At 70.8% G+C, this 15,996-nt stretch carries 14 protein-coding genes and 1 riboswitch; of the genes, 11 read left to right on the top strand and 3 right to left on the bottom strand.

Annotated elements, in window-relative coordinates:
• The first annotated feature begins 285 nt into the window (after positions 1–285).
• The 10 genes from ACH4FX_RS41865 to ACH4FX_RS41820 all read left to right on the top strand — a co-directional run bounded on the left by ACH4FX_RS41865 (position 286) and on the right by ACH4FX_RS41820 (position 10,858).
• Positions 286–894 carry a CDP-alcohol phosphatidyltransferase family protein gene (locus ACH4FX_RS41865; protein WP_398487051.1) on the top strand — a complete coding sequence of 203 codons (609 nt, stop codon included), beginning with the start codon at positions 286–288 and terminating at the stop codon, positions 892–894.
• A 114-nt stretch (positions 895–1,008) separates the two neighbouring features.
• Positions 1,009–3,504 (top strand): sugar phosphate nucleotidyltransferase, encoded by a 2,496-nt coding sequence (locus ACH4FX_RS41860; protein WP_398487050.1) that lies wholly within the window; start codon positions 1,009–1,011, stop codon positions 3,502–3,504.
• A 117-nt stretch (positions 3,505–3,621) separates the two neighbouring features.
• On the top strand, positions 3,622–4,536 hold the full coding sequence (locus tag ACH4FX_RS41855; protein WP_398487049.1) for a DUF881 domain-containing protein: 915 nt from the start codon (positions 3,622–3,624) through the stop codon (positions 4,534–4,536).
• Positions 4,533–4,865: a small basic family protein gene (locus ACH4FX_RS41850; RefSeq protein WP_003984969.1), complete on the top strand. Its 333-nt coding sequence runs from the start codon at positions 4,533–4,535 to the stop codon at positions 4,863–4,865. Before ACH4FX_RS41855 ends, ACH4FX_RS41850 begins: the two co-directional genes overlap by 4 nt.
• A gap of 5 nt (positions 4,866–4,870) precedes the next feature.
• Positions 4,871–5,773 (top strand): DUF881 domain-containing protein, encoded by a 903-nt coding sequence (locus tag ACH4FX_RS41845; RefSeq protein WP_398487048.1) that lies wholly within the window; start codon positions 4,871–4,873, stop codon positions 5,771–5,773.
• Between the two features lie 118 nt (positions 5,774–5,891).
• Positions 5,892–6,728 (top strand): FHA domain-containing protein, encoded by an 837-nt coding sequence (locus ACH4FX_RS41840; protein WP_398487058.1) that lies wholly within the window; start codon positions 5,892–5,894, stop codon positions 6,726–6,728.
• Between the two features lie 17 nt (positions 6,729–6,745).
• Positions 6,746–7,492: a MerR family transcriptional regulator gene (locus ACH4FX_RS41835; RefSeq protein ID WP_398487047.1), complete on the top strand. Its 747-nt coding sequence runs from the start codon at positions 6,746–6,748 to the stop codon at positions 7,490–7,492.
• A gap of 53 nt (positions 7,493–7,545) precedes the next feature.
• Positions 7,546–8,019 carry a bifunctional nuclease family protein gene (locus tag ACH4FX_RS41830; RefSeq protein ID WP_003984965.1) on the top strand — a complete coding sequence of 158 codons (474 nt, stop codon included), beginning with the start codon at positions 7,546–7,548 and terminating at the stop codon, positions 8,017–8,019.
• Positions 8,020–8,265: 246 nt separating this feature from the next.
• Positions 8,266–8,808 carry a MerR family transcriptional regulator gene (locus ACH4FX_RS41825; RefSeq protein ID WP_398487056.1) on the top strand — a complete coding sequence of 181 codons (543 nt, stop codon included), beginning with the start codon at positions 8,266–8,268 and terminating at the stop codon, positions 8,806–8,808.
• A 289-nt stretch (positions 8,809–9,097) separates the two neighbouring features.
• Positions 9,098–10,858 carry a DNA polymerase IV gene (locus tag ACH4FX_RS41820; RefSeq protein ID WP_398487046.1) on the top strand — a complete coding sequence of 587 codons (1,761 nt, stop codon included), beginning with the start codon at positions 9,098–9,100 and terminating at the stop codon, positions 10,856–10,858.
• Here ACH4FX_RS41820 and ACH4FX_RS41815 read toward each other — a convergent pair.
• Positions 10,762–11,151: a PRC-barrel domain-containing protein gene (locus ACH4FX_RS41815; protein WP_398487045.1), complete on the bottom strand. Its 390-nt coding sequence runs from the start codon at positions 11,149–11,151 to the stop codon at positions 10,762–10,764. The genes ACH4FX_RS41820 and ACH4FX_RS41815 overlap by 97 nt on opposite strands.
• A 114-nt stretch (positions 11,152–11,265) precedes the next feature.
• A riboswitch (glycine riboswitch) is annotated at positions 11,266–11,363 on the top strand.
• 188 nt (positions 11,364–11,551) lie between these two features.
• On the opposite strand from ACH4FX_RS41815, the gene gcvP reads away from it, so the two are divergent.
• Complete coding sequence (gene gcvP, locus ACH4FX_RS41810) at positions 11,552–14,437, top strand: aminomethyl-transferring glycine dehydrogenase (protein ID WP_398487043.1); 2,886 nt, start codon at positions 11,552–11,554, stop codon at positions 14,435–14,437.
• A 144-nt stretch (positions 14,438–14,581) separates the two neighbouring features.
• Here the strand turns inward: gcvP and ACH4FX_RS41805 are convergent, their stop codons facing one another.
• Together ACH4FX_RS41805 and ACH4FX_RS41800 are read right to left on the bottom strand one after the other, a co-directional pair.
• Positions 14,582–14,788 (bottom strand): DUF5999 family protein, encoded by a 207-nt coding sequence (locus ACH4FX_RS41805; protein ID WP_030019934.1) that lies wholly within the window; start codon positions 14,786–14,788, stop codon positions 14,582–14,584.
• A 364-nt stretch (positions 14,789–15,152) separates the two neighbouring features.
• Positions 15,153–15,740: a hypothetical protein gene (locus ACH4FX_RS41800; protein WP_398487042.1), complete on the bottom strand. Its 588-nt coding sequence runs from the start codon at positions 15,738–15,740 to the stop codon at positions 15,153–15,155.
• Positions 15,741–15,996 lie beyond the last annotated feature (256 nt).

The following is a 15,996-nucleotide window of genomic DNA, read 5'->3' as shown; positions in this document are numbered from 1 at the left end:
ACTGCAGGGGGGACCCTGTGGGAGAGTAGGACGCCGCCGAACTATTTGTGAATGTGGGAAGCCCCGCACCGTATGGTGCGGGGCTTCCTGCATTTTACGGGGCTTACCGGGCTGGGCCGACGCTTCCCCTGGGGCAGGCCGGCCCGGGAGCCCTGAGGGCCGTCGGCCGCTTTTTTGGGTGGTTATCAGGTGGTATCCGGACAGGGGCCCCGCGGTGTGGCGAACTGTAGTGGCCAGGTAAGGTCAGGGGGCATCGTCGGTACGTTCCCCACAGGAGGCCCCCGGGTGGAGGTCCAGGAGACGCGCGTCCAGACGGATCGTGTGCTCACCATCCCGAACATTCTGAGCATGGCTCGTCTCGTCGGCGTGCCGGTGTTCCTGTGGTTGATCCTGTGGAAGGAGTTCGGCGGTCCGGACACCAAGTACTGGGCGCTGCTCGTCCTGGCGCTCAGCGGCGTCAGCGACTACCTCGACGGCAAGCTGGCCCGCCGCTGGAACCAGATCAGCAGCCTGGGCCGGATCCTCGACCCGGCCGCCGACCGGCTCTACATCCTCTCCACCCTCGTCGGCCTGACCTGGCGCGGAATCCTTCCGCTGTGGGTCACCGCCGCGCTGCTGGCGCGCGAACTGATGCTGCTGATCGCGGTCGGTCTGCTCGCCCGGCACAACTACGGCCCTCCCCAGGTGAACTTCCTGGGGAAGGCGGCTACATTCAACTTGATGTACGCCTTCCCGTTGCTGCTGCTCAGCGACGGAGAAGGTTGGCTCCATACGCTCGCTGCGATTTTCGGATGGGCGTTCGCCGGATGGGGTACAGCACTGTACTGGTGGGCAGGGATCCTCTATGTGGTCCAGGTCCGCCGACTCATCAAGGTGGATCCCAAGGCCGACTGATCCCGCCGTACCGGCACCCGGCCGATACCGGGTGCCGAGGGTATCGAACGAGAAGTCTCCCGGACGGGTGAAGTCGGCAAGACCGTCATCTCTTTCGAGGAGGACGCTTCCGACATGAAGGCCGTTGTGATGGCCGGTGGTGAAGGCACCCGCCTTCGCCCCATGACGTCGAGTATGCCCAAGCCGCTGCTGCCGGTGGCCAACCGGCCGATCATGGAGCATGTGCTGCGGCTGCTGAAACGGCATGGACTCAGTGAGACCGTAGTGACCGTGCAGTTCCTGGCGTCGCTCGTCCGGAACTACTTCGGTGACGGTGAAGAGCTCGACATGGAGCTCACCTACGCCAACGAGGAAAAGCCGCTGGGCACGGCCGGCAGCGTGAAGAACGCCGAGGAGGCGCTTCGCGACGACGCTTTCCTGGTGATCTCCGGCGACGCACTCACCGACTTCGATCTCACCGATCTGGTCCGCTTCCACAAGGAGAAGGGCGCGCTCGTCACCGTCTGCCTCACGAGGGTCCCCAATCCTCTCGAATTCGGCATCACGATCGTCGACGAAGAAGGCAAGGTCGAGCGATTCCTGGAGAAGCCCACCTGGGGCCAGGTCTTTTCCGACACGGTGAACACGGGCATCTACGTGATGGAGCCCGAAGTCTTCGACTACGTGGAACCGGATGTCCCGGTGGACTGGTCGGGTGATGTCTTCCCGCAGCTGATGAAGGAGGGCAAGCCGGTCTACGGCTACATCGCCGAGGGCTACTGGGAAGACGTCGGCACCCACGAGAGCTATGTGAAGGCCCAGGCCGACGTCCTCGAAGGCAAGGTCGACGTGGACATCGACGGCTTCGAGATCTCGCCGGGCGTCTGGGTCGCCGAGGGCGCCGAGGTGCACCCGGACGCGGTGCTGCGCGGCCCGCTGTACATCGGCGACTACGCGAAGGTCGAGGCCGGCGCGGAGATCCGCGAGCACACCGTCGTGGGCTCCAACGTCGTCGTCAAGAGCGGTGCCTTCCTGCACAAGGCCGTGGTGCACGACAACGTCTACATCGGCCAGCAGAGCAACCTGCGCGGCTGTGTGATCGGGAAGAACACCGACGTCATGCGGGCGGCGCGGATCGAGGACGGCGCCGTCATCGGCGACGAGTGCCTGGTCGGTGAGGAATCGATTGTTCAGGGCAACGTACGGGTCTACCCGTTCAAGACCATCGAGGCGGGCGCGTTCGTCAACACCTCGGTGATCTGGGAGTCCCGCGGCCAGGCGCACCTGTTCGGCGCGCGCGGCGTGTCGGGCATCCTGAACGTCGAGATCACCCCCGAGGTCGCGGTGCGCCTCGCCGGCGCGTACGCCACGACGCTGAAGAAGGGCTCTACGGTCACCATCGCCCGTGACCACTCCCGTGGCGCCCGGGCGCTCAAGCGCGCGATGATCTCCGCGCTCCAGGCCAGCGCCATCGACGTACGGGACGTGGAGAACGTCCCGCTGCCGGTCGCCCGGCAGCAGACGGCCCGCGGCAGCGCGGGCGGCATCATGGTCCGTACGACACCGGGCGTACCGGACTCCGTCGACATCATGTTCCTGGACGAGCGGGGAGCCGACCTCTCCCTCGCCGGCCAGCGCAAGCTGGACCGGGTCTACGCGCGCCAGGAGTACCGCAGGGCCTTCCCCGGCGAGATAGGGGACCTGCACTTCCCCTCCAGCGTCTACGACTCGTACACCGGCTCGCTGCTGCGGTCGCTGGACACCGAGGGCATCGGCGAGTCCGGCCTGAAGGTCGTGGTCGACGCCTCCAACGGCAGCGCCGGCCTGGTGCTGCCCAGCCTCCTCGGGCGGCTCGGCGTCGACTCGCTCACCATCAACCCCGGCCTGGACGAATCCCGGCCTACGGAAACCGCCGACGCCCGGCGCGCCGGACTGGTCCGGCTCGGAGAAATCGTGGCGTCCGCGCGGGCCGCCTTCGGCGTGCGGTTCGACCCGGTCGGTGAGCGGCTGTCGCTGGTGGACGAGCGCGGCCGGATCATCGAGGACGACCGGGCGCTGCTGGTCATGCTCGACCTGGTGGCCGCCGAGCGGCGCAGCGGGCGGGTGGCGCTGCCGGTGACCACGACCCGTATCGCGGAGCAGGTGGCCGCGTACCACGGTACGCAGGTCGAGTGGACCACCACCTCGCCCGACGACCTGACCCGGGTGGGGCGCGCGGACGACACCATCTTCGGCGGTGACGGCCGGGGCGGCTTCATCGTTCCGGAGTTCAGCAGCGTCTTCGACGGCGCGGCGGCGTTCGTGCGGCTGATCGGGCTGGTGGCGCGTACGCAGCTGACCCTCAGCCAGATCGACGCGCGGATTCCGCGGGCCCATGTGCTCAAGCGGGACCTGGCGACGCCGTGGGCGGTCAAGGGTCTGGTCATGCGCCATGTGGTGGAAGCCGCGGGCGACCGGTCGGTGGACACGACCGACGGCGTACGGGTGGTCGAGGCCGACGGCCGCTGGGTGCTGGTGCTGCCGGACCCGGCGGAGGCCGTCACCCATCTGTGGGCGGAGGGCCCGGACGATGCCTCCGCGCAGCAGCTGCTGGACGAGTGGTCCGCGGTGGTGGACAGCGCCGGCCGCTGACCGCGGCCGGCCGGGTGACCGCCCCGGACCGTCCCGTGGCCCCACCGGCGTGCCGCGATTCGGCACGCCGGTGGGGCCATTGGGTGACTGCGGCGCCGACGTGCGACGATGTGCGGCATGTCGCCGCAGCGCCCCGATCGGAGCACCCCCCACCAGGCTTCGCGCCCCGATGCCTCGATGTCGCTGCTGACCAACGTCATGGACCATGCCCTGGACGACGGGTACGCGGAGGCGGCGGCGCGCAAGAGCGCGGCGGGGGTGCGCGGCCTTCCCCGTACGCTGCGGGCGAAGTTGGGGCTGGCCGCGGGCCTGGTGCTGGCCGCGGTGGTGGTGACGGTCGGCGCCGCCCAGGCGCGGATATCGGCGCCCACCCTGGCGAAGGAGCGCGAGGAGCTGATCAACCGCATCGAACACGGCACGGCCGACGCCGACGCGGTGCAGCAGCGCGTCGACAGGCTCCGCGACGATGTGGGGGCCATGCAGCGCGAGGCGCTGAAGAAGCACGGCGGTGACAAGGCCGAGCTGCTGGCGCTGCTGGCCGGCTCGACCCAGGTGTCCGGGCCCGGGGTGAAGCTCGTGGTCGACGACGCCAAGTCGGCGCAGTCCGGTGGCGGCGGTCCGCGCGAGAGCAGCGGTTTCTCGGACACCGGCCGGCTGCGCGACCGCGATCTGCAACGGGTCGTCAACGGCCTCTGGGCGTCCGGCGCCGAGGCCGTCTCCGTCAACGGACAGCGGCTCACCTCCCTCTCGGCGATCCGGGCCGCGGGAGAGGCCATACTGGTCGACAACAAGCCGCTGGTGCCGCCGTACACGGTGCTGGCGGTGGGGGACGGGCCGAAGCTCGCCACCGCGTTCCAGGACAGTGCGGACGGGCAGTACTTGCACGTACTGCAGAAGAACTACGGGATCCGCACGAAGATTTCCGCCGAGAACGAGGTCACGCTGCCGCCCGCGCCCAGTTTGATCGTACGTACAGCACAGCCGAAGGCCGGTGCCGCGGGCGGCACCGACACAGGGAAGGGCACATCGTGATCGCCGTACTGGGCCTCATCGTGGGAGTCGTGGTCGGGCTTGTGGTCCGACCCGTGGTGCCGACGGTGGTCGAGCCCTACCTGCCGATCGCTGTCGTCGCGGCGCTGGACGCCGTCTTCGGCGGTCTGCGCGCGATGCTGGACGGCATCTTCGACGACAAGGTCTTCGTCGTCTCGTTCCTGTCCAACGTGGTGGTCGCCGCGCTCATCGTCTTCCTCGGCGACAAGCTCGGCGTCGGCGCCCAGCTGTCCACCGGTGTGGTCGTCGTACTGGGCATCCGTATCTTCTCCAACGCCGCGGCCATCCGCCGGCACGTCTTCAGGGCTTGAGGCCGATGGCTCACGACGAGAACCCCGAGCGGGACGGGAAGCCGGAGCCGGACCGGCCGGCCGACCGGCGGCCGATGCCTCCGGAGAGCCGCACGGCGGGCCCGCAGGCGGACGGGAAACACGCCGCGGACGACGCGCCGGACGAAGGTACGGGCCGGGCCGCGGAGACCGGCGCGCCGGAGCCGGCGATGACCGGACGGCAGCGTCTGGTGGCCGGTCTGTGGCCGCCCCGGCTGACCCGCGCCCAACTGATCGTGGCTCTGCTGCTGTTCATTCTCGGTCTCGGCCTGGCAATTCAGGTACGTTCCACCAGTGACAGCAGTGCACTACGGGGCGCGCGACAGGAGGACCTGGTGCGCATCCTGGATGAATTGGACAACCGTTCGCAGCGCCTGACGGATGAACAGCGCAGGTTGGAAGGCCAGAAGACCGAGCTGGAGAACAGCTCGGACCAGGCCGAGGAGGCCCGTAAGCAGACCGTGGAGAAGGAGCAGCAGCTCGGCGTGCTGGCGGGGACGGTGGCGGCGCAGGGGCCGGGCATCACCCTCACCGTCAAGGACCCGACGCACTCCGTCGAGGCGGACAAACTCCTGGACACCGTCCAGGAGTTGCGGGCGGCCGGTGCCGAGGCCATCCAGATCAATGACGTACGCGTCGTGGCCGATTCGTACGTCTCGGACGTCCGCGGCGGCGTGGAGGTGGACGGCAAGCGGGTCGCCCAGCCGTACCGCTTCAAGGTGATCGGCAAGCCCGAGGACCTGGAGCCGGCGCTGAACATCCCTGGCGGAGTGGTGCAGACTTTGGAAAAGGAGCAGGCCACAGTGTCGGTGAGCCGTGACGAGAAGATCATCGTGGATGCCTTGCGGGAGGCGAAGCGGCCTGACTACGCTCGGTCGTCATCGCGGTGAGTCAGCCACGTATGGGGACGGCCGGGGTCGGGCATGAGGGAGCGGGGGGTCGGCGCACCGTACGGGTGGTGCGTGGTGGAAACTGTGTGGAGGCCACGGACGTTCACAGGATGTCCGGATCGGCCGGTGTGTGCATCGAGGGTTCGTCCTGCCCCACGGGCGGGTCTGTTTCGTTCAAGGGGAATCGCCCGTGAAGTTGTTTGCAAAGCTGTTCGGCAAGAGCGCACGCCAGGAGGGCGGCAGCGGCTCGGCTAAGCACCGTGCCCAGGGCCGGCCCGACGAGGGCGGCGCTGCTCAGGAGCGCCCGCTCTTCCGCGACCAGGTCGGTGCGCCCGGCGCCGGTTCTGTTGACCCCTCCGTGCCCGGCCGCATAGGTTCCCAGGGACCGTCGGCCGCGAGCACGGGTGGAGGGGTTGCCTTGCCGGTCTGTACGAGGTGCGGTCACCGCAACGCCGAGGCGAGCCGGTTCTGCTCCAACTGCGGAGCGCCGCTGCGCCCCGGCGCGCAGGCGGAGCGTGCCTCCGAGACGACCTCGACCATCTCCATCTCGGGGCTGGAGGCGTACGACACGGAGACGACGGGGCAGACGCCGATCCCGTCGCTGTCTCCCGAGGCGCAGGCGGCCGTCGAGGCGCTGCCCATGGGCTCGGCCCTGCTCGTGGTGCGCCGCGGTCCGAATTCGGGCAGCCGCTTCCTGCTGGACGGCGACCTGACGACGGCCGGCCGGCATCCGCAGAGCGACATCTTCCTGGACGACGTGACCGTCTCGCGTCGCCACGTGGAGTTCCGCCGCGGCCAGGACGGCGGCTTCACCGTCGCCGACGTCGGCAGCCTGAACGGCACGTACGTCAACCGGGAGCGGATCGACTCGGTCCTGCTCGCCAACGGTGACGAGGTGCAGATCGGCAAGTTCCGGCTGGTCTTCTACGCGAGCCAGCGGGGCGTCGGCTTCTGACCGGCCAGGGAAGGCATATGCACCGCACTCCGCCGGGCGGTGCCGGGTCGGCCGGCACCGCCGCGGACGGCAAGCTCATGAGCATCGGTACGGTGCTCAACGCGCTGCGCGACGAGTTCCCCGAGGTCACCATCTCCAAGATCCGTTTCTTGGAGGCCGAGGGGCTCGTCGAGCCGCGGCGCACACCGTCCGGCTACCGGAAGTTCAGCACGGACGACGTCGCCCGGCTGGCGGCCGTCCTGCGGATGCAGCGTGACCACTATCTTCCGCTGAAAGTGATCCGCGAGCATCTCGACGCCCTGGCGCGCGGTGAACAGGTGCAGCTGCCGGCCCCCGCCGTGCCCGCGGGGGAGCTGTTCGAGGGCCTGGGCGAGCCGGCCGTCGAGCGGCCCACGGCCAACCGCATCGGCCGGGCGGAGCTGCTGGCCGCCGCGGAGGTCGAGGAGGCCGAGCTCGCCGACTGGGAGGCGTACGGGCTCATCACCCCGGACGCCGAGGGCGGCTACGACATCGAGGCCGTCACGGTCGCCAGGCTCGTCGCCGAACTGGGACGTTTCGGTCTGGAGCCGCGTCACCTGCGGGCGGTCAAGGCGGCGGCCGAGCGGGAGGCCAACCTGGTCGAGCAGGTCGTGGCACCGCTGCGCCGGCACCGCAATCCGCAGACCAGGCAGCATGCCGAGGCCACCGCCAGGGAGCTGGCCACCCTGTCCGTGCGGCTGCACGCCGCACTGGTCCAGTCCGCCCTGCGGATCCGCCCGACGTGAGCAATGGGTGGCCCGACTACCCAAACCGGCCGGGCACGTCCTAGGGTTGCTGTGTGAACGAGCTCGATGTCGTGGGTGTCCGGGTGGAAATGCCTTCCAACCAACCGATCGTGCTCCTACGGGAGGTAGGAGGCGACCGTTACCTGCCCATTTGGATCGGGCCGGGGGAGGCCACCGCCATCGCCTTCGCCCAGCAGGGGATGGCCCCTGCCAGGCCGCTGACGCACGACCTGTTCAAGGACGTGCTGGAAGCGGTGGGCCAGGAACTGACACAGGTCCGCATCACGGACCTGCGCGAGGGGGTCTTCTACGCCGAACTGGTCTTCGCCAGCGGTGTCGAGGTCAGCGCCCGGCCGTCCGACGCCATAGCGCTGGCGCTGCGCACCGGCACGCCGATCTACGGGACCGACGGGGTCCTGGACGACGCGGGCATCGCCATCCCGGACGAGCAGGAGGACGAGGTGGAGAAGTTCCGCGAGTTCCTCGACCAGATCTCGCCCGAGGACTTCGGCACCAACAGCCAGTGAGCCGGGTGCGCGGAGGGCCGTCTTCCGCGCATTCGAGTAGCCTTTCCCCGCCCGGGGACACGAGAAACCACTCGCAAGGTGATTATCACTCGGCGTGGCGAGCGCGGCGATCGTTGACGCACCCCGAGTGACTGCATACCGTCGATATGGCAGGTCCCGTCCGGGACGTGGAGGACGGAGGTCGGCGTGGCAATCACCGGCGACGGTACGGCGGCGGAAGGGGCGTTGCCCCTCCACCCCGGGGCAGTGGACCGTGCCCCGGCACAGACCGCCGAGGTGCCGGGGGACCGCGGGGCGGACACCATCGGCTACCGCGGCCCGACGGCGTGCGCAGCCGCGGGGATCACCTACCGCCAGCTCGACTACTGGGCCCGTACGGGGCTGGTCGAGCCGAGCGTACGGCCCGCCTACGGGTCGGGCACCCAGCGGCTCTACAACTTCCGGGACGTCGTCGTCCTGAAGATCGTCAAGCGGCTGCTGGACACCGGGGTCTCGCTCCAGAACATCCGCACCGCCGTCCGGCACCTGCGCTCCCGCGGGCTGTCCGACCTGGCGAGAATGACCCTGATGAGCGACGGCGCGACGGTCTACGAATGCACCTCGCCCGATGAGGTCGTCGACCTGCTCCAAGGTGGACAGGGCGTCTTCGGCATCGCCGTGGGCGTGGTCTGGCGCGATGTGGAGAGCGCGTTGTCGCAGCTCCACGGCGAGCGGGTGGACACCGGCGAGACGCTGATCCGGCACAATCCGCACGATGAACTGGCGCGGCGGCGCAACCGGGCGGGCTGAGGCGGGGCGTACGGCGCGGTACGGAAGCTGACGGCGCCGGACGGAGGCCGACTCCCCGCAGAGGGCTGTCGGCCGGGTGCCGGGCCGCCGCGTACGGCCGTTACAGCGGCGTGCCGCGCCTCTGACGTACCAAGTAGCGCACACCATGCTCATCGGGCCTCAGAAGCCCCGCCCAGCGTCTCTCGGGGCCTTCCAGGGCTTTCGGCCCTCCCGCCGCGCGGCCGGAGCGGCGGGGGCCCGGCGGGGCCGGTCGGCGCGATTGTCAGTGGTGTGGGGGAGCATCGGTCGTGTGAGACGTGCGCCGACGATCCTGCATCTGGACATGGATGCGTTCTATGCGTCCGCCGAGCAGGCGGCGAAACCGAGCCTGCGCGGAAAGCCCGTGGTGGTCGGCGGGATCGGTCCGCGCGGGGTGGTCTCCACGGCGTCGTACGAGGCCCGGGTCTTCGGGGTGCGCTCGGCCATGCCCACGGCCCAGGCCCGCCGCCTCTGCCCGAACGCCGCCTATCTGACGCCGCGCTTCACCCTGTACCGCCAGGTGAGCGACCAGGTCATGCAGCTGCTCCACGCGCTGTCGCCGCTGGTGGAGCCGCTCAGCCTGGACGAGGCGTTCGTGGACCTGGAGGCGGGCGGCGTCGAGGCCGACACGGCGGCCGTACGGGCGGTGGGGGAGCAGTTGCGGCGGGACATCAGAAGCAGGACGGGGCTCACCGGGTCGGTGGGCCTGGCCGGGGCCAAGATGCTGGCGAAGGTCGCCTCCGAGCAGGCCAAGCCGGACGGCCTGGTGGTCATCGAGCCGGGGACGGAGCGGGAGCTGCTCGGCCCGATGACGGTGCGCACCCTGCCCGGCGTCGGCCCGGCGACCGCCGAGACGCTGCGCCGGGCGGGCATCCACACGGTCGCCGAGACGGCGGAGGCGGGCGAGGCGGAGCTGGTGCGCCTGCTGGGCAAGGCGCACGGCGCCGGGCTGTACGCGATGGCGCTGGGCCGCGACGAGCGGCCCGTGGTGGCCGAGCGGGACGCGAAGTCCATATCGGTCGAGGACACCTTCGACGTGGACCTGACCGACCGGACGCGGGTGCGGGCCGAGGTGATGCGGCTGGCGGACCGGTGCGTGCAGCGGCTGCGGGCGGCCGGGCGGTCCGGCCGGACCGTCGTGATCAAGGTGCGCAACTACGACTTCTCGACGCTGACCCGATCGGAGACGCTGCGCGGGCCCACGGACGACCCTGGTGTGGTGCGGGAGGCGGCGGCCCGGCTGCTGGACCTGGTGGACACGACGGGCGGCGTACGGCTGCTGGGCGTGGGCGTGACCGGTCTCGCGGACTTCACGCAGGAGGACCTGTTCGCCCAGCTGGCGACGGAGAAGGCGGCCGAGGAGGAGGCCGAGCGGGAGCGCCGGGCGGCCGACGAGGCGGCGCGGATGGCCGCCGACGAGCCCGAGCGGCCCCGGCGGTGGCTCCCCGGGCTTGACGTGATTCATGACGAACACGGTGCCGGCTGGGTGCAGGGCAGCGGGGTGGGCCGGGTGACCGTACGGTTCGAGCAGCCGTGGTCCGGGCCCGGCCGGGTGCGGACGTTCCCCGTCGACGACCCGGCGCTGCACCCCGGCGAGCCGTTGCCGCTGGTGGGCGGCCCGCCGGACGGAGGGCTGGGCGAGCCGTCGGGTGGCGCCGGGGAGCCGGCCGGCGGGGGCGCGGATCTGACCGGCGGGGCTGGGGGCCTGACCGGTGACGCTGGGGAGCCGGCCGGCGGGGTCGGGGACCCGGCAGGTGAGGCCGGGGATCTGACCGGCGGGATCGGAGACCTGACCGGCGGGGCCGAGGAGCCCTCCGATGCCCCCGGTGAGCCCTCCGGCGGCCCGGGCGAGGCCGGTCGTCAGAGACCCGGCGGCACCGCACCCGGTGAGCCGGCCGGTGCCCGCGTCCGCTCCGGCTCCCTGCCGCCCGCCGCTCAGTCCTCCGTGCCGGCCACCCGCCCGAACTCCGTGTCGGCCGGCGCGGCGTCCGAGCCGGGCACGGGATCGGGGGCCGGGATGTCCAGCCGGTAGTGGTGGTAGAGCTGTAGCTCCTGCTCCGGAGAGAGGTGGCGGCCCACCCCGAAGTCCGGCGCATCCCTGATCAGCCTGCGGTCGTAGGGGACGTGCAGCGCCTCGTCGACCAGGTCGCTGGGCTCCAGGGGCACGAACGCGTCCCGGCTGAAGATCCCGGTGCGTACGGCCGCCCATTCCGGTTCGCCGGTCGCGTCGTCCAGGTACACCTCGTCGACGGTGCCGATCTTGGTTCCGTTCTTGTCGAACGCCTTGCGGCCGATCAAGCTGCGGGGATCGATATCGGTCTGCACGGTCCCTCCAAGTGGTCGCAACTGCCTTGTGACAACTACCAAACGGCACATTTCATGCCCCGGCCACTCGAAGGAACGTCCGTTCGCCGCGCTGGTAGGCTGGCGAACGGCTGCAGACCCCATGCGGGAGAGTCCTCCGCCGATCATGGCGGGGGCGCCGAAGGAGCAACTCCTCCCCGGAATCTCTCAGGCTCACGTACCGCATGGACGAGGTCACTCTGGAAAGCAGGGCGGGCCACGGACGGGCACAGCGCCGGAACCCCTCCTCACCGACGGTGAAAGCCGGGGCCGCGTGCGGAACCGGTGAAGCTCTCAGGTTGAGATGACAGAGGGGGAGGCCGTCCGGGCACCAGCGCCGTGGTGCCCCGCAGAGGTCGAAACGACCAGGAGGCCCCCGCAGATGACCACCAACCGCATCTCCCTGACCGAGCTGGAACGCGGTACCCCGTTCGAGCAGCGGCACATCGGCCCCGGCCCGGAGGACCAGGCCAAGATGCTCGCGCAGGTCGGGTTCGGATCGCTGGACGAACTCACCGCGGCCGCCGTACCGGATGTGATCAAGAGCGCGGAGGCGCTGGGACTGCCCCAGGGCCGTACCGAGGCCGAGGTCCTGGCCGAGCTGCGGGCACTCGCGGACCGCAACCAGGTGCTCGCCCCCATGATCGGGCTGGGCTACCACGGCACCTTCACCCCGCCGGTGATCCTGCGCAACGTGATGGAGAACCCCGCCTGGTACACGGCCTACACCCCGTACCAGCCGGAGATCTCCCAGGGGCGGCTCGAAGCGCTGCTCAACTTCCAGACCATGGTCGCCGACCTGACCGGGCTGCCGACCTCCGGCGCCTCGCTGCTGGACGAGGGCACGGCAGCCGCCGAGGCGATGGCCCTCGCGCGGCGGGTGGGCAAGGTCAAGGAGGGCGTCTTCCTGGTCGACGCCGACTGCCTGCCGCAGACCATCGCCGTGATCGAGACCCGCGCCGAGCCGACCGGCGTCGAGGTCGTGGTGGCCGACCTGTCCGGCGGCATCCCGGCGGAGGCGGCCGAGCGCGGCGTCTTCGGCGTGCTGCTCCAGTACCCGGGCGCCTCCGGTGCCGTACGGGACCCGCGTGCCGTCATCGAGCAGGCGCACGAGCTGGGCGCGATCGTCACCGTCGCCGCCGACCTGCTGGCGCTGACGCTGCTGACCTCGCCGGGCGAGCTGGGTGCGGACATCGCCGTCGGCACCACTCAGCGGTTCGGCGTGCCGATGGGCTTCGGCGGCCCGCACGCCGGGTTCATGGCCGTACGGGAGAAGTTCGCCCGCAGCCTGCCCGGCCGCCTGGTGGGCGTCTCGGTGGACGCGGACGGCGACCAGGCGTACCGGCTCGCCCTCCAGACGCGCGAGCAGCACATCCGCCGGGAGAAGGCCACCAGCAACATCTGCACCGCGCAGGTGCTGCTCGCGGTGATGGCGGGCATGTACGCCGTGTACCACGGTCCGGACGGGCTCGCGGCCATCGCGCGCCGTACCCACCGCTACGCCTCCGTGCTGGCCGAGGGGCTGCGCGCGGGCGGCGTCGAGGTCGTGCACGGCGCGTACTTCGACACGCTGACCCTGCGGGTGCCGGGCCGGGCCGCCGAGGTGGTCGCCGCGGCCCGCGAGGCCGGTGTCAACCTGCGGCTGGTCGACGCGGACCTGGTGGGCGTCGCCTGCGACGAGACCACCGGCCGTGCGCAGGTGCACGCGGTGTGGCGCGCCTTCGGCGTCCAGGGGGACATCGAGCAGCTCGACGCGGCGGTGGCCGACGCGCTGCCCCGGGAGCTGCTGCGTGGCGACGCGTACCTGACACACCCGGTCTTCCACCGGCACCGTTCCGAGACCGCCATGCTGCGCTACCTGCGCCGTCTGTCGGACAAGGACTACGCGCTGGACCGCGGCATGATCCCGCTCGGCTCCTGCACGATGAAGCTGAACGCGACGACCGAGATGGAGCCGGTCACCTGGCCCGAGTTCGGGCAGCTGCACCCGTTCGCGCCGGTCGAGCAGGCGCAGGGCTACCTCACCCTCATCGCGGAGCTGGAGGAGCGGCTGGCCACGGTCACCGGCTACGACAAGGTCTCCATCCAGCCGAACGCCGGCTCGCAGGGCGAACTGGCCGGCCTGCTGGCCGTACGGGCATACCACCGGGCCAACGGCGACGAGCAGCGCACCGTCTGCCTCATCCCGTCCTCCGCGCACGGCACCAACGCCGCCAGCGCCGTGATGGCCGGCATGAAGGTCGTCGTCGTCAAGACCGGCGAGGACGGCGAGGTGGACGCCGACGACCTGCACGCCAAGATCGAGCAGTACCGGGACCAGCTCGCGGTGCTGATGGTGACCTACCCCTCCACGCACGGCGTGTTCGAGGAGCACATCACCGAGATCTGCGCGGCGGTGCACGACGCGGGCGGCCAGGTGTACGTGGACGGCGCCAACCTCAACGCGCTGGTCGGGCTCGCCGAGCCGGGCCGGTTCGGCGGTGACGTCTCGCACCTGAACCTGCACAAGACCTTCTGCATCCCGCACGGCGGCGGCGGTCCCGGCGTCGGCCCGGTCGGCGTCCGCGCGCACCTGGCGCCGTACCTGCCCAACCACCCGTTGCAGCCCACCGCGGGCCCGGAGACGGGCGTGGGCCCCGTCTCCGCGGCGCCGTGGGGCTCGGCGGGCATACTTCCCATCTCCTGGGCGTACGTCCGGCTGATGGGCGGCGCGGGCCTCAAGCGCGCCACCCAGGTCGCGGTGCTGGGCGCCAACTACATCGCCAAGCGCCTGGAGCCGCACTACCCCGTGCTCTACACCGGCCCCGGCGGTCTGGTCGCGCACGAGTGCATCATCGACGTACGGCCGCTGACCAAGGCGACCGGTGTGAGCATCGACGACGTCGCCAAGCGGCTGATCGACTACGGCTTCCACGCCCCGACGATGTCGTTCCCGGTGGCCGGCACGCTGATGATCGAGCCGACCGAGAGCGAGAACCTGGACGAACTGGACCGCTTCTGCGACGCGATGATCGCGATCCGCGCGGAGATCGACAAGGTCGGTTCGGGGGAGTGGGACAAGGACGACAACCCGCTGCGCAACGCCCCGCACACCGCGGCGGCGCTGAGCGGCGAGTGGCCGCACCCGTACACCCGCGAAGAGGCGGTCTTCCCGGCCGGCGTCGACGCGGCGGGGAAGTACTGGCCGCCGGTGCGCCGGATCGACGGTGCGTTCGGTGACCGCAACCTCGTCTGCTCCTGCCCGCCGCTGGAGGAGTACGACGGCTGATCCGCCGGCGCCACCGCGGGCGGTGGCGCGGCACGCGAAGGGCCCTCGGCGTGGACGCCGGGGGCCCTGTTGTCCGTTGTGCTGAGTTGTGCGGTGCTCTGTGCCGTGTTGTGCGGTCGCCCGTGGTGGCGTCGCCCCGGATGATCAGGCGGCGGTGGCCACGTGCGGCGTGCCCAGCACCCGGTGCGGCGCGATGACCTGGCCGTCCGGCAGCAGTTCACCGGTGTCCTCGAACAGGAGGACACCGTTGCACAGCAGGCTCCAGCCCTGTTCCGGGTGGTGCGCCACCAGGTGGGCGGCCTCCCGGTCGGCGGAGTCTGCGGTCGGGCACGGCGGTTGATGCTGGCACATGGATGAAGTCTTTCGCTGCGATGTGGTCTGATTCGTCCTGCGGCTCGACGAGATGCTCATGGCCGCTCCCCCGTTTCAGTAGGTCGATACCAGTGTTGCCCCACGGGCCGGATTCCGCAGGGATTTGGCTGCAGCGGCACTCACTAGATAATGACGCATCACCCGTGCGGTCGGTTCATTTCAAGTGCGTGGCGTTGCGGGGGCGTTGGGAGCCCGGTGCCGCGTACTCCGCGCGGGTGAGCGCAGCGGAGCGCCCCGCGGCCGGAAGGGGCGCGGGGCGCGTTCCTGTGGAACGGTGTGCTTCTATGCGCGGTTGCGGTGGTGCGGTCTCGGCCGGTCGCCGCGAAGAACCCCCTGCGGAGCCTCAGGCCGGTGACCCCAGCAGGGGTACCGGCGACAGGCGCAGAGACAGCCGGGGCAGCAGGTCCGCCACCCGGTGCGGCCGGTGGGCGGCGATGCCCGGCGGGGCCGGTGCCAGCGGTACGAGGACGTCACCCGGCGCGGGCACGCCCTCGGCGCCGTCCGCGCCGATGTCGTGGTGCAGCCACAAAGTGAGCATGTACAGCTCCGGCACGGACAGCAGCCGGGGCTGGTACGGGGCCGGTACGGACTCCGCCTGGCGCAGTGCCCGCTCGGTCGATGTGACGTAGGGGCCCTCGCAGAAATGCGAGAAGGCCCAGCCGTCCGCGGTGAGCATGGCTTCCGCGGTCGCCACGGCGCGCTCACCGCCGCGGATCAGGAAGCGCCAGCCGGCGAGCCGGGTACGGGGCGGCCCGGCGGGGTGGCTGACATCGTCCAGGACGTGTACGGGAAGGGGGAGTTCGGGGGTGAGCGGGCCCTGGTGGGCGCGGAGGGCGGGGGTGCGGGCCTCACGCACGGCGGTGGGGGAACCGAGAGCGGTGAGGACGCTGCGGAGGGCGGGCGCGGGGGCAGGGGGAACATGCAGCGGCATGGTGGGTCGCCTCTCACTTGGGAGACACGGTGGTGCTGGGCAAGTGCGGACGTCGTCGTCAGCGTGCGGGGTCAGAGCGCCAGTACATGGCCGACCGGGGATGTCGGCCCGGCGGGGTCAGCCGCTTTGCCGCAGCCCCGGTGGAACACCGCAGCGCTGGGCGCCAACTCTCTGCCTCGTCAGCGAAGTTTATACGACGTGTGTTCACCAAGTGTTTCAGCTAGCCCTTCCGGAGATTGTCGGCAAGGCGTTATCC

Origin of the sequence: Streptomyces sp. NPDC018019, from assembly GCF_044327805.1 — a bacterium.
Classification (GTDB): Bacteria; Actinomycetota; Actinomycetes; order Streptomycetales; family Streptomycetaceae; genus Streptomyces.
Note: the sequence above shows the minus strand (reverse complement) of the source record. Positions and strands in the feature narration are given on the sequence as shown.